Annotated in this window: 12 protein-coding genes; 1 reads left to right on the top strand and 11 read right to left on the bottom strand. The window is 64.6% G+C overall.

Going from position 1 to position 13,763, the window contains the following annotated elements; genetic code table 11:
* Positions 1 to 61: 61 nt before the first annotated feature.
* From C8K61_RS05925 to C8K61_RS05900, 6 genes are all read right to left on the bottom strand, one after another.
* Positions 62 to 529, bottom strand: a complete 468-nt coding sequence (locus tag C8K61_RS05925) for an MEKHLA domain-containing protein (RefSeq protein WP_108095273.1) — start codon at positions 527 to 529, stop codon at positions 62 to 64.
* A gap of 106 nt (positions 530 to 635) precedes the next feature.
* Positions 636 to 3,128 (bottom strand): RND family transporter, encoded by a 2,493-nt coding sequence (locus C8K61_RS05920; RefSeq protein WP_108095272.1) that lies wholly within the window; start codon positions 3,126 to 3,128, stop codon positions 636 to 638.
* 19 nt (positions 3,129 to 3,147) lie between these two features.
* The gene (locus tag C8K61_RS05915) at positions 3,148 to 4,218 is read right to left on the bottom strand and encodes a YCF48-related protein (protein ID WP_108095271.1); all 1,071 of its coding nucleotides are present in this window, start codon (positions 4,216 to 4,218) and stop codon (positions 3,148 to 3,150) included.
* Positions 4,219 to 4,281: 63 nt separating this feature from the next.
* Positions 4,282 to 5,640, bottom strand: coding sequence for a DUF1329 domain-containing protein (locus C8K61_RS05910; protein WP_108095270.1), 1,359 nt, complete (start codon positions 5,638 to 5,640; stop codon positions 4,282 to 4,284).
* Between the two features lie 38 nt (positions 5,641 to 5,678).
* Positions 5,679 to 7,583 (bottom strand): DUF1302 domain-containing protein, encoded by a 1,905-nt coding sequence (locus C8K61_RS05905; RefSeq protein WP_108095269.1) that lies wholly within the window; start codon positions 7,581 to 7,583, stop codon positions 5,679 to 5,681.
* Positions 7,584 to 7,704: 121 nt separating this feature from the next.
* A complete protein-coding gene (locus tag C8K61_RS05900) occupies positions 7,705 to 8,268 on the bottom strand; it encodes an alpha/beta hydrolase (protein ID WP_108095268.1) in 564 nt (187 codons plus the stop codon).
* A gap of 296 nt (positions 8,269 to 8,564) precedes the next feature.
* On the opposite strand from C8K61_RS05900, the gene C8K61_RS05895 reads away from it, so the two are divergent.
* Positions 8,565 to 9,581 carry an AraC family transcriptional regulator gene (locus tag C8K61_RS05895; protein WP_108095267.1) on the top strand — a complete coding sequence of 339 codons (1,017 nt, stop codon included), beginning with the start codon at positions 8,565 to 8,567 and terminating at the stop codon, positions 9,579 to 9,581.
* 12 nt (positions 9,582 to 9,593) lie between these two features.
* Here the strand turns inward: C8K61_RS05895 and C8K61_RS05890 are convergent, their stop codons facing one another.
* The 5 genes from C8K61_RS05890 to C8K61_RS05870 all read right to left on the bottom strand — a co-directional run bounded on the left by C8K61_RS05890 (position 9,594) and on the right by C8K61_RS05870 (position 13,700).
* Positions 9,594 to 10,325 carry a hypothetical protein gene (locus tag C8K61_RS05890; protein WP_146174270.1) on the bottom strand — a complete coding sequence of 244 codons (732 nt, stop codon included), beginning with the start codon at positions 10,323 to 10,325 and terminating at the stop codon, positions 9,594 to 9,596.
* 63 nt (positions 10,326 to 10,388) lie between these two features.
* Complete coding sequence (locus C8K61_RS05885) at positions 10,389 to 11,399, bottom strand: YeiH family protein (protein ID WP_108095265.1); 1,011 nt, start codon at positions 11,397 to 11,399, stop codon at positions 10,389 to 10,391.
* Positions 11,396 to 11,716, bottom strand: a complete 321-nt coding sequence (locus C8K61_RS05880; protein WP_108095264.1) for a Rieske 2Fe-2S domain-containing protein — start codon at positions 11,714 to 11,716, stop codon at positions 11,396 to 11,398. The genes C8K61_RS05885 and C8K61_RS05880 overlap by 4 nt, the downstream gene beginning before the upstream one ends.
* Entirely contained in the window at positions 11,713 to 12,375 is a 663-nt protein-coding gene (locus C8K61_RS05875; RefSeq protein WP_108095263.1) for a DsbA family oxidoreductase, read from the bottom strand. The genes C8K61_RS05880 and C8K61_RS05875 overlap by 4 nt, the downstream gene beginning before the upstream one ends.
* Positions 12,372 to 13,700: an MFS transporter gene (locus C8K61_RS05870; protein ID WP_108095262.1), complete on the bottom strand. Its 1,329-nt coding sequence runs from the start codon at positions 13,698 to 13,700 to the stop codon at positions 12,372 to 12,374. The genes C8K61_RS05875 and C8K61_RS05870 overlap by 4 nt, the downstream gene beginning before the upstream one ends.
* Positions 13,701 to 13,763: the final 63 nt, after the last annotated feature.

The raw sequence follows: 13,763 nt of genomic DNA, 5'->3' as shown, positions 1-13,763 counted from the left end.
TTGGCTTGTAATAGATAACCGCAGGTTTCAGAGGGCCGCAGGGGGAAATAGTTCGTGCTGGTTACACCGGCTTCCAGCGGTCGAAGCTGGCGGCCTGGCCGATCTTCTCGCCTTGTTCATTCAGCACATTCCACACGGCAGCCTTTTCGATCCAGAAGCGTTGGCCGTTCTTGGCGATCCGAATGCCGCGGTAATTGGCGACATAGCCGTGGCGCGCCACCTGCTCTAGAAAACGTTGCCGCTCCTCGCGCTCCATGGCTTCGGCGGTCAGGCGTGAGGGCGTGGCGATCAATTCGCTCCAGCTGAAGCCCCACAGCGCCAGTGTAGCGGCGTTGCCGTAATTGAGGATGGGGTCGGCCTGGGGGCCGTGTGACAGCAAGGTGCGTTGGGTGCGGTAAGCGACTTCAGCCAGTTGTTCGCCCTCAAGGGCGAGGGCTCCGGGAATCAGCTCGACGCCGAACCAGTGGCGGTAGCTGGTCAGTATTCGGCGCACTTGCAGAATGGCGGCGGGGGTTTGCCAGGGGTTCATCGGGTTCACCGTAGCGCGGAAAGTGGCGCCCAGCTTCGCCGCTCGACAGGCTGTGTGCAAAGGCCCGGCGGGGTGAACGGCACGCCGGGCCCGATGGTGTGTGTGTTTACGCGCCAGGCGCCACGCACCGCTTGCGTTGCCCGACTCGGCGCAAGGCGCCGTCCGTGTTTGCCGTCGCCGCGTGCTGGCCGACGTTGCGCAGCAGAAAGTGCGACAGCGCGGGAATCAGGATCAGCGCACCGAGCATGTTCCACAGCAGCATAAAGGTCAGCAGGATGCCCATGTCGGCCTGGAACTTGATCGGCGACCACACCCAGCACACCACCCCGGCCGCCAGGGTAATGCCGACCAACGCCACCACTCGCCCGGTAAAGGCCACGGCGCTGCGGTAGGCGTCACTCAAACTGCGCCCTTGGCGTTGGTAGTGCAGCTGCACACTCAGCAGGTACAACGCGTAGTCCACGCCGATGCCCACGCCAAGGGCAATCACCGGCAAGGTGGCAACCTTGACGCCGATCCCCATGGCCACCATCAATGCTTCGCACAGCACCGAGGTCAGTACCAGCGGCAGCAGCGCCACGAGCATCGCGCGCCAGCTGCGGAAGGTGATCAAACAGAAGATCGCCACCGCCAGGTACACGTACAACAGCATGCTGCGGTTGGCTTCGCGCACCACCAGGTTGGTCGCGGCTTCGATTCCGGCGCTGCCGGCGGCGAGCAGGAATTGGCGCTCGTCGGTGCTGTTGTCGCGGGCGAAACGTTCGGCAATGGCCACCACGCCGTCGAGGGTTTCGGCCTTGTGATCCTTGAGGAAGGCAATCACCGGCATCACCGAGCAACGGGTGTTGAACAGCTCTGGCGCGTTCACCGAGGCCTGCTGGGCGGCGTAGTTGAGCACGTCCTGGTTGCGTTGCAGGCTGGCCATTTTCGGGTTGCCTTCGAACGAGCCGGCGGTGATCTGCCGCACCGCGTTGACCAGCGACACGGTGGTCTGCACCCCCGGATGCTGTTGCAGCTCCCAAGCCAGGCGGTCGGCCAACACCAGGGTGCGGTAGTCCAGGCAACCTTCCGGCGGGGTTTTGATCATCACCGCAAACAGGTCGCTGGACAGCGCGTAGTGGCTGGTGATGTAGGCGTTGTCGAGGTTGTAGCGCGAGTCGGCGCGCAGCTCCGGGGCACCGCGATCAAGGTCGCCGATCTGCAGGTGCAGGCTGACGAGAAAACCGCCGACGCCGAGCAGGGTCGCCAACAGCACCGTGACAGTCGCCCATTTGGCCGTGGTGAAGCGGTTGAGGCCGTCCCACATGCGACCAAACCCACGGTGCTGCTCAGCGCGGGTGTCGATGCGCAGCGCACGCTCGGCAGCTTTGCGGCCAACCCCGACGTAGGACAACGCCACTGGCATCAGCAGCAAGCTGGTGAACACCAGCACGGCCACACCAATACTGGCGGCGATGGCCAGGTCCTGGATCACCGGTATGTCGATCAGCATCAGCACGGCAAAGCCCACGGCATCGGCCAGCAGCGCCGTTACCCCGGCAATGAACAGACGGCGGAAGGTGTAGCGCGCGGCGATCAGCTTATGGGTGCCGCGGGCGATGTCCTGCATGATGCCGTTCATTTTCTGCGCGGCATGCGACACGCCAATGGCGAAGATCAGAAACGGCACCAGCACCGAATACGGGTCGATGCTGTAACCCAGCCAGGCGACGATGCCCAGTTGCCAGACCACCGCCAGCAGCGAGCAGCCGATCACCAGCAAGGTACTGCGCAGGCAACGGGTGTACAGCAGGATGATGGCGAACGCTGCCGCCACCGCCAGGGCGAAGAACGCCATGACCTGCACCAGCCCGTCGATCAACTCGCCGACCAATTTGGCAAAGCCGATCACCCGCACGCTGTACGGGCCCTTGCCCTGCGCCGTGGCGTCGATCTGCTCGACCTTCTCGCGCAGCGCTTCCAGGCGTTTGGCGAAGGCGTAGTAGTCGATGCCCTGGCCGGTGGCGGAGTCTTTGTCGAGCAACGGCACCACCAGCATGCTGGAGCGGAAATCATTGGCCACCAGGCTGCCGACCACGCCGGCACGGGCGATGTTCTGGCGCAGTTGCTCGATGGCGGCAGGTGAGCCGTTGTAGGCATCGGGCATCACCGCGCCGCCCTGAAAGCCCTCCTCGGTCACTTCGGTCCAGCGCACGCTGGGCGCCCACAGCGAGCGCAGCCAGGCGCGGTCGACGCCGGGGGTGAGGAACAGGTCGTCGTTCACCTGCTTGAGCACGGCGAGGTAGGCCGGGTCGAAAATATCGCCGGCCTGGTTCTCCACCACCACCCGCACCGAGTTGCCGAGGCCGCGCAGTTGATCGCGGTTGTCGAGGAAGTTGCGGATATAGGGCTGGCTCTGCGGAATCATCTTTTCAAAGCTCGGCCGCAGTTCCAGGCGGGTCAGCGCCATATAGGCGAACAGCACCGAGAGCAGCGCGATGATGGCGATAAACCATGGCCGGTGGTTGAACAGCAGGCGCTCCAGCAGGTGGCCGCTGCTTTGGTCGAAATCGCGCAGGTCGCGGATCACCGGCATGTTGTCTTGTTTGATGGTGCCCATGGGGATTCTCGTTGACCGGTTAGGGCAGGCGCTGGCTGCGCACACCGCGGTTGCCGACCAGCACCAGGCTGTCGTCGGCGCTGAACTGGGCGGCGCTGATGGGCGCCATCTCGGCCTGCGGCACGGCTTGCAGGGCCTGATCAGTGGCGTTCAGGCGCAGCACATGCCCGGCCTGGGTGAAAAATACAAAGCGCCCGGTAGTGTCCCGGGCGGCGGCGGTGATGTTGCTTTGCACGCCGGTTTCCAACTGCTGCCAAGTAAGGCCGTCGTCGCTGCTGCGCAGAACATGCCCGCGCAGGCCGTACGCCAGCAGCTCGTGAGCCGCGCCGGTGACGCCGAAAAAGCTCCCGCTGTAGGGCGTCTGCAGGGCAACAAAACGCTGCTGCTCGGCGCTCCAGCGCAACAGCAGGCCCTGCTCGCCGGCGATATAGGGCACGCCGTCGACGGCGGCGATGGCGTTCAGGTGCAGACGCTGCGGGTTGTCGGTGTGCTCGCCGAAGGGCTGCCAGTGCCCGCCGCCATCTTCGGTACGCAGGATCAGGCCGAACACGCCGACGGCATAACCGAGCTTCTCGTTGGCAAACCACACATCCAGCAGCGCTTTGTCGGCGCCCTCGTCGACCATGCGCTGCGCTTCGGCCAGGCGACTGGCCCACTCGTCATTGCCCGGTTCGGCACTCGCCAACGCGGCGTAATGGGCCTGCATCAGGGCGCCGATCTGGCGACCGTCGAGCTGCTTGCTCCAGTGCTGGCCAGCGTCGTCGCTGTGCACAATCACACCGTCATGACCCACCGCCCAGCCTTGCTGCGCACTGGCGCAATACACGGCAGTCAGGTCGCTGCTCACCGCCACCTGGGCTTGCTGCCAGGGACCGGCGGCGCTGTCGGCCAGCAGGATATGGCCACGCTGCCCGACCGCCACCAGGCGCTCGCCACAACGGCGCACGCCATCCAGCGGCGCCACTCTGGCCAACGGACTGATACGGGCTGGCAAATCCAGCACGTCGATAAATTCGGCCCGCGCCGCCAGGCACACGCTGCATAGGAGCAGCGCCAGCAAGGAGCGCACGGCTTGGTTGAAAATGTTCATGGTCTATCTCGGCATTAAAGGTGCGCCAGCAGGCGTTGCTGCCCTGCCCGCTGGCGCCCGAACTCAGCGGATGCCCGCGCCAGCCAGCGACTCGGGAGACCACTGCGCCTTGGATAGCGCGTCGATGTAGTGGATGCCGCCGTAGGGGCCGACCACGCCGTTGATGTTGTACGAGCCACCCACCAGGTCGTAGATCATGAAGGGCGTGGAGTCCGGTACGGTCTTGTCGTAGCTCTGGCTGAGGAAGGCAAACGAGCCGCGATAGAGCTGGCCACGGGCGTCATATTGGTCCGAGGCCAGCGCCACCCAGCTGTCTTCGTCGAGGTAGAAGCGGCGCTTGGCGTATACGTGGCGAGCGCCGCTTTTCAGCGTGCCTTCCACCACCCAGACGCGGTGTTTTTCCCAACGCACCAGCTCGGGTGCCAGGTGGTTCGGGGTGGTGATGGCTTTGGCGTCTGGCGCGTAGGTCAGGCGGTAGGTGTTGTAGGGCACGATCATTTCCTGCTTGCCCACCAGCTTCCAGTCGAAGCGGTCCAGCGCACCGTTGAAGACGAATACGTCATCGTAGGTGCCGGCACCGGCAGTGCCCGGGTTCGGCGTGTCGTAAGCGAGGTTGGGTGCCAGCTTCACCCGACGCACGCCGGGCAGGTATTGCCAGGCGCGGCGCGGTTGCTGCAACGGGTTGGCGGCATCCTGCAGCATGATCGCCTCACCGGCGCGGCGCGCTGGCGCGGTGTAGTAAAGCTTCATCTGGTAGTAGGTGGCGTTGGCGTTGATCGGCTTGGCCATGTCTTCGTAGATCGGGTAGCTGATAAACGCCTGACCGGTGGTGGCCAGGCTGGCGACGCCAGCGGAATCGACGTTCCATGAGTCGTACTTGGAATTGATGGTCACGCCCTGGTAGCGCAGCAGGAAATTCCACATGGCTTCGGCACCCGACTGCGGAATCGGGAACGGTACGCCAGGCAGCACGTTGTCGATGGCCAGCCCGCCTTCCAGCGATTTGGCACCGGTGGCGTTTTTCACGCTGTTGTCTTGCACGGCCTGCGGCACGGCAGCGGTACGGTGAGTGGGGTAAAGCTCGACGCGAAAGCTGGGAAAACGCTTGGCCAGTTCCACCGTGGTGGCGCTGAGCTGGTCTTTGTATTGGTCGACGTTTTTGCCATCGATCACCACCAGCGGTTTTTCGCTGGCAAAGGGATCGGGGCGCACGCTGTCGCCGCTTTTGAAGCCGGCCGGGGCCTGGCTCAAGCCGCCGCTGTAGGCCGGAATGCTGCCGTCGGCGTTGCCGGCCACTTGTGCGCCAATGGCGGTAAGGCTGGTGCCCAGCTGCGCCGCTTCAGTGGCGGAAACGGCGGCATGGGCCTGGCCGGCCATGGCCAGGGCGAGTGATACAGACAGTACGGTGTGCACGAATTTCATCTTGTTGTTCTCCTGCGCAGAGGCGGGTAATTCGTGGATCAGAAGGTGGTTTTAAACGTCAGGTAAACCGCGCCGCGGTCTTCACCGCTGGCACCGCCACCGGAGAAGGACGAGTAGCCACCGGCGTAGCAGGTGTAACGCTGGGTCAGGTCCAGGGCGTTGGGCAGCGCACCGTCGGTGGCGCCGTCTTTGCACTTCTCGGTGTCGCCGAAGGAGTCCACGTACTTGAGGTCGACGTAGTACTGGTTGTAAATCGCCGCGCTGAGGCCCAGGGCGTAGTTACCGGTGTCTTCGGCGCCGCCAGCAGCAACCGGCGAAACGCCGTCGATGCCGACGTTAATGGACATCGGCGCACTCAGGTCGACGCCTGGAAACACCTGGTACCAGGTGGGCGTGAAGTTGACCGCCACGCCCCAGTTATCGCGGGTCGGCTTGTCGATGCCGCGGTAGCTGCTCTTGCCTTTGTAGAGCGCCTCGTTTTGGCTATCGAGGCTCAGCAGGTTGCTGTAATACACCTCGCCCAACAGGCTCGCGGCATCGAACAGCGCGGTTTCGGGCAGCGCCATCAGGCCGTTGACCACAAAGTGCAGGGTGTCGCCGGTGGCGCTCATGCTCTCGCCTTCGCGCAGCGGCGCGTCGACCACGCCGGTGCTGGCATACCGCGCACTCAACGGGCCGCCACCGGTGACCAGCAGCGGGCTGTAGATCGCCGGAATACTGGCCAGTGGCATGCCATGACGGATGTTCAGGTCGCTGCCGACGCTGACGCCGCCGATGTCCTTGGACAGGCTCAGGCCATAGATATCGATGTCTTCGCCATAGGCCAGGCGGTAGGACGTGGTTTCAATCGAGTTGCGCAGGCCCGGCACGCCACCGACCAGGGTCAGCTTGCGCGCATCGAGCACGGCTTGCGGCAGGATGTCGGAGGTTTTGCGGTAGTAGAAACCCAGGGTGCCATCCAGCCATTCGGGTGCCCACTTGGCCATCACGCCCCAGTCGCCACTGTTGTCCGGGGTCAGGTCATCGCCACGACGAATATTGCTCAAGGTGCCGTTCGGCCCAGCCAGGCCGGCGCCACCGGTGTGGCCGAGAATGAACGACTGCGCGCCTTCGCCGATCAGGTCGGAAGAGCCGTAATAGGTGCCGGCTTCCGGCAACCGCGCTGCGTCCCAACCGAGGAAGTACTGGGCGCCGAACGACCACTCGGAATTGAGGGTGAAGCTGGTGGACAGCTGGTTGCGCGGCACGAACAGCTCTTTCGCTTCGGTACCCGGCGAGGCAGCCAGCTTGGCCAGGTCGAGGCCGGACTGGCCGTAGCTGATCGAGTGCACCGGGTTGAGAATGGTCTCCCCCCAGAACACGTTGTGCTGGCCGGCCTTCATGCTCAGCAGCGACTCCTCGCCGACTTCGGTGCTGTAAAAAACAAAGGCGTCGAGAATCTCGCCAGACGGGCCGCTGTAATAGCGCTGGGCATAGTTGCTCAGGTGCGAACTGCCAAACACCGCGGGGGCGCCAGGCCGACCACCCCAGCCGGCAATCGAGGAGTACTCGCCGTTACCGTTGACGAAGGGGTTGGAGTTGGACCCGGCGTTGTCATAGGCCTTGTCGTACCAACTGGCACCGCTGACGCGAAAGCCCATACGGTTCTGGTAGACCACGTCCAGTTCGGTGAGCAGGTCGAGGCGGTTGGTGATATTGGTGCCGGCTTTGCGGAAGTTGTAGTCGCCGTCGTTGTTGTTCGGCGTGCCGAGCATGCGGCTATCGGCGCTTTCGGTACGCACGCCGTAGTTGTACTTCACGGTGTTGTCGAAGCGCAGGGACAAGTCCGGGTTGCCGGTATCCACTTCAACGGCCTGAACGGCCGGTACCGCCGCCAGCAACATGGCTGTGGCCAACAGGCTTCGACGCAAGGGCGGGCGGTGCTGCTTGTTATTGTTGTACATCGCGTTGACTCCGCTTTTTGTTGTTATGGGTTGCTGCAGGTCGCACACGCGGGGTGGCCGCGCGGGCGGGTAAAGGGGTCCTTGTGGGGGGTGAAAGGATTGCGTGCGTCCGTAACGGGCCTTAGCCCAGCAATCGCTTGATCAGGGTTTCGCCCCGCGGCCATTCGCCGTAGCCGGAAGCGGGGTTGAGGTGGCCGACCGCGCCCAGCTCAACCAGGTTGGCGCCCCAGTCGCCGGCCATCAGGCGCACGGCCTCCAGGCTGGCGAGGTGATCGTTGCTGCTGGCGGCGACAATGCTGGGGAACGGCAGTGGCCCCATCGGCAACGGCGACCAGCCGTTTTGCTCAAGCACCTGTGGGCTCGGGTACTGCGCCGGCCAGGCGCTGGCGAGGTCAGGTGGAGTCACCAGCAAGGCGCCGAGGATCGGTCGTGAATAGCGCGCGGCCCAGTGCACCGTCATCAGCACACCGGCGCTGTGCGCCACCAACACCACCGGACCTTCGATCGTGTCCAGCTCGCGCTGGATGGCGTCGACCCGCGCCAACAGGCTCAGGCCATCCTGTTCCAGCGGCGGCACCGTACGGCTGTTGGGCAAACGGGCGGCGAGCAAGGTTTGCCAGTGCTCGGCGACGTGATCGCGCAGGCCGGGAATAAAAAGCACGGTGACTTCGGAGGTGTTCGCCACAGGGAGCTCCTGACTGCCAATCCGGTTCGGCGCACATAGACGCCGGGGTTGAGCAGACAGTAGAGGCCGGGGCCCCGGCGCCGCTTCACATTAAGCGTCAGCCATTTCGCAATTCATGACAGGGCCGTGCCAAGACCATGGCCAATGCGGCCTGCCGCACTCCTCGAACGCTGCTAGAGTCAGGGTTACGGTGGCCACTTCTCATTTCGTGACACCCCCCGTGACCGCGTGGGAGGGCATCGGGCATGATGCCCGGCGGCCATCGAAATGGCCGTGCCTGTGAAGGAACTAGAACAATGACAACACTGGTTCGCGCAGCGGTTTTGACCAACTTCCTGGAGGTCGCCCAGCACCTGGGCCTCAAGCCCCAGACGCTGCTGAATGAAGTGGGCCTGAGCAAGAGTCAGCTGCAGGACCCGGAACAACGCATCCCCATCGACGCCGCCGTGCGCGTGCTGGAAAACGCGGCCACTGCCAGCGGGTGCCAGACCTTCGGCCTGCGCATGGCCGAGTCACGCCAGCTCGCCGACTTCGGCGCGGTCAGCCTGTTGCTCACCCACCAACGCACCCTGCGCGAGGCGCTGCAGGTGGTGGTGCAATACCGTCATCTGCTCAACGACTCGCTGGCGATCTATATCGAAGAAGCCGGCAGCATGGTGATCATTCGCGAGGAAGTGGTAACCGCCGCCGGCCTCAGTTGCCGCCAGGGCAACGAGCTGGCGATTGGCGTGATGTACCGGCTGTGCGCCGCCCTGCTCGGCAGCCACTGGCGACCGATCAGCGTCAACTTCACCCACGCCGCGCCCGACGATGTGCAGGTGCATCGCCGGGTGCTGGGGCCCAAGGTCGAGTTCAACAGCGAGTTCAACGGCATCGTCTGCCCCGCGGCCGATTTCGACGTGCCCAACCCCCAGGCCGACCCTGGCATGGCGCGCTACGCCCAGCGTTTTCTCGACTCATTGCAGGTGGAGCAGGACTCGCCGCTGATGTTCGAAGTGCGCAAGGCCATCTACCTGTTGCTGCCCATGGGCCGCGCCACCATCGAGCAGATCGCCATGGCCATGGGCATGAACGTGCGCACCCTGCAGCGGCGCCTGGAAGAGAACGAAGCCACCTTCAGCGACTTGATCAACGGCGTGCGCCGCGACCTGGTGATCCGCTACCTGGAAAACCCCGGCTACTCCCTGGGACGCATCGCCGACATGCTCGGCTACTCGATGCCCAGCTCGTTTACCCGCTGGTTTATCAGCCAATTCGATATGCCGCCGGCAACCTGGCGCAGTGAGCACGGCATGGCGCGCAAAGAGCGCTGAACCTGCCGGCGCTCAGGGCGTTGGCGCTGTGCTGACCAGCGCCAGCTCATCCAGATCCAGCACGGCGCGGCTGAGGTAAAACTCCGCACCGCCACTGCCCGCGCCGCCATCCTGTTGCAGTTGCGGACGGACAAAACGGTAGCTGCTGCGCACCTTGGTCAGGGCTTGCAGTTGCCCGGGATACTGGCTCTGCAACTGCTCGAAACGCTGTTCGACCTCGCCGTCCAGTTCGCTCAGTCGCGCCACGGGCAGTAACCAGCGGTCCTTCTGCGTTAACGGGTAATGGCGCAGCTGGTAGTCCAGCAACAGGTTGGCGAGGGTTCGGCTCTGTTCGCCGAAGGGTTCTGCCATGCCGCTCTGGGCCAGGCGCCGGTCAGCCGCCTCACGCAGTTGCTGGCGTTGCTCCAGCAGGCTGCCAATGAGCTCCGGGTAGCGGCGACTGTCGCTGCGCGGCAGGCCGTCGAGTTGCTCGAACAACCGGCGCATGGCCGCCAGTGGCTGCACCAGTTCAGGCGGCTGGCCCAGTTGCAGCACGTCGGTTTCCAGGCTGGTCAGGTGGTGGAATACCGCAGTGACCAGGCGCGGGTCCGGGGCCTGCTCGCGAGGGTCGAAGTACAGCAAGGCGCTGGCGCAGAGCAGACCGCTGTGGCTATCGAGCGCCTGCAATTGGCGCACGCTAAGGGAGTCGGCCTGGGCTGACAGCGCCAGCAAGGCAAACAGGTACGCCAGCACATTCCTTCGCATCGACCTTTCCTTTTTTATTGTTGTTTTCGCCCGCTGCCGCGCTAAAAGGCCCAACCGGCCCTGTCACAGACCCCAGCGCATCAACAGCAGCACCAGCACAGCGAGGAATACGGTTTCACCGACCATCAGCAGGATCGGCTTGATGCCGACGGTGGCCAGTTCCTTGAGCTGGGTCTTCATGCCCAATGCCGCAATCGACACCACCAGGCACCAGCGCGACGCTTCGTTGACCCCTCCCTGCACCAGGCTTGGCACCCAACCGGTGCTGTTGATGCAGGCCAGGAGCAGAAAACCGACGGCAAACCACGGCAGCAGCGGCGGCCGCTGGGCGCCGGGCTCGACCCCCTGGGCACGGGTGATCAGGGCAGCAGAAAGAATCACCGGCAGCAGCATGGCCACGCGCATCAGCTTGACCACAGTGGCGGTATCGCCGGTTTCCGCTGACATGCTGTACCCGGCGCCGACCACCTGGGCCACGTCATGAATGGTGGCGCCGAGAAACACCCCGGCCGCCTGCGGCGACAAGCCCAGGGCATTGGCGATCATCGGGTAGATGATCATCGCCAGAGTCGACAGCGCCGACACACCGATCACGGTAAACAGCGTCGCCCGTTCCTTCTTCGGGTGATTGGGCAAGGCCGCCGCCAGCGCCAGTGCTGCCGAGGCGCCGCAAATCGCCGTGGCACCGCCAGTGAGCATGCCGAACAAACGCGAAAAGCCCAGGGCGCGGGCTGCCAGCACCGAGCAGCCGATGGTCACCACCACCAGAATCACCACCAGCGCCAGCGGCTTCCAGCCCAGCGCAGCGATCTGTTCCAGGGTGATGCGCATGCCCAACAGGGCCACGCCAACGCGCAGCACCGTGCGGGCGGTGAACTCGATACCGGCCTTGCAGCTGCCTTCGCCGGCGAGAAAATTCAGCGCCAGGCCCAGCAACAGGGCGAACAGCATCACTGGCGCGCCGTAGTGTTCGGAGAGGAAAGTGGCGGCGGCGGCCACCACCAGGCTGATACTCACGCCCGGCGCTAATACGCGGGCACGCTCGTTGAACTGAGTGAGAGCAATGGCGCTCATGGCGCGGGGTCCTCGATGACAATAAATAGCTGCTCGCCGTCGTGCTCCACCGGGTAGGTGGTCACCTTGAGCGCTGTGGAATTGAGCAGGTAGCCGCTGGCCAGGTCGAAGCGCAGGCCGTGGGCGCGACACTGGATCACCCGGCCTTGCAACTGCCCGGCGCACAGGGACGAGCCCTGGTGCGGGCAACTGTCGGCGATGGCATGAAAGTGCCCGTCCAGGTTGAACAAGGCAATGCTCTGGCCGCCGATTGCCAGCAGCGCGCGCTGGCCGGCCGCCGGCACCTGAGCGGCCGGCACTGGATGACGCTGGCTCATACCGGCAGGCTCCGCTGCTGCACCATGCCGAGGGCCGCGTGAATACCGCGCAACAACTGCTCGGCCGGCAGCGCACCGGACAGCTGCAGCTGCCCATCGAAGACGAACTGCGGCACGCTGTGGGCGCTGACTTCCGCCGGCAGAAACGGCCGGCCATCGCCATACAGCGCGCGGGCCATGGCCTCGCGCGAGTAACCACAGGCTTCGGCAATGGCCAGCAGGGTATTGCTGTTGCCAAGGTCTTCGCCGTGTTCGAAGTGCGCGGCGAACAGGCGCTCGAGCAACTGGTCGCGCTGCTGCGGGCTACCGAGTACGGCGGCTTGGCACAGCAACCGGTGTGCGTCGGCGGTATTGGGCATGCGCTGAATACGCTCGAAGTTGAACTGCAGGCCAACCGCTGCCGCCGCTTCTTGCACCTGCCGCTGGCGCCCGCGCACCGCTGCTTCGCTGCCGAGGCGACGCAGGTAGAAGTCGTGAAACGACTCACCGATAACCGGCAGATGGGGCAACAACTGCACCCCCTGCCAGGCGATGCTCACGCCCTGGTTTGGCAGGTCCTGCTGCAGTTGAGCCACGGCCTGTTCCAGCTGTCGCTTGCCGATCAGGCACCAGGGGCAGATGAAGTCGAAGGCCATGTCGATACGCAGAGCCGGGCTCACCGCTGCGCCTCCAGCACGGCCGTGCCGCCTGCCGGCGGGCTCGGCTCGCCACGCAGGCGGGCGAGGTCGTGCAGGTAATGGCAGCGCGCGTAGAAAAACACCAACGCCGCGCCGATGCTCATCAGCGGCACCAGCTGGAAGGCCGTCTGCAAACCGAATACATCCGACAGCCGCCCGGTAATAAACGGACCAGGCGCCAGGCCCAGCAGGTTATTGGCCAGGGTCAGGGTGGCGAAGGCAGTGCCGTGCACCGAGTAATGGGTGAGGTTGGCGACCATGGCCCCGGCCGGGCCGGTGGTGCCTGCAGCGATCAACATGCCCAGGCAGATCAGCAGCAATTGCAGGGGACCCGGCGGCAAGGCAAAGGCCAGCGACAGCAACACGCAACTGCCCAGGCAATAGCCGATGGCCAGGGCGATTTTGCGTGCCGGTGCATCGCGGCACAGGCGGTCACTGAGGATGCCGCAGAGAATCATCCCGGCGCCGCTGCACAGTACGATCAGGCCGGCCAACGCGCCGGCCTTGTCGGTGCCCATGGCGTAGTAGCGATTGAGGTAGCTGGGCATCCACACGATCACCGTGCCGCCCACGAACAACTGCAGGCCGCTGCCAATATAGGCGGCCACCACCGAGCGACTGGCGTACAGGCTGCGTAGCGGACGCGAGGCTTTCTGCGCCGCCTGCTGCGCGGCACTGGTGAAGCGCGTATGCGACACCCGCGCCTCCCGCACGATCAGCGGATAGCAGCACGCCAGCAACAGACCGAACAACGCCATGCCGACAAACGCCCAACGCCACCCCAGGTGCGCGGCAATCGCCCCGCCCAGGGCCATGCCCAATACCGAGCCGAACATGCCGCCCGCCATAAAGGCCGCGGTGAGGGTGGCGCGCATATGCTTGGGAAATACCGACAGCACCACCGCGATGCCGACGCTGCCATAGGCTGCCTCGCCGACACCGACCAGAAAACGCGCGACGAACATTTGCTCGTAACGCTGGGCCAGGCCACAAATCAGGGTCGCCACGCTCCACAGCAAGGCCATCACCGCCAGGCTGCGCACACGGCCGACACGGTCGGCCAGCAACGACAGCGGAAAGGTCAGCAGGCCGACCATCAGGGCCACCACGCCACTGAGCATGCCTAGTTGGCTGTCGCTCAGGCTCCATTCAGTTTTCAGCAGGGGAAACACCGCATTGAGCACCTGCCGCGACATGTAGTCGGAGATCAGCAGGCCGAAGGTCAGGGCGAAGACCACCCAGGCGTAGCTGCGGGGAATGCCGACCGAGGTATCTACCTCATCGCCCACGCTGTGATGAAAGGCCATGACGCCTCCTCGTTGCAGTGCAACCGCTTGTTATTGTTTTAGTCGTACCTGACATCGATTGGC

The sequence above is a fragment of the Pseudomonas sp. GV071 genome (assembly GCF_003050835.1).
GTDB lineage: Bacteria > Pseudomonadota > Gammaproteobacteria > Pseudomonadales > Pseudomonadaceae > Aquipseudomonas.
Note: the sequence above shows the minus strand (reverse complement) of the source record. Positions and strands in the feature narration are given on the sequence as shown.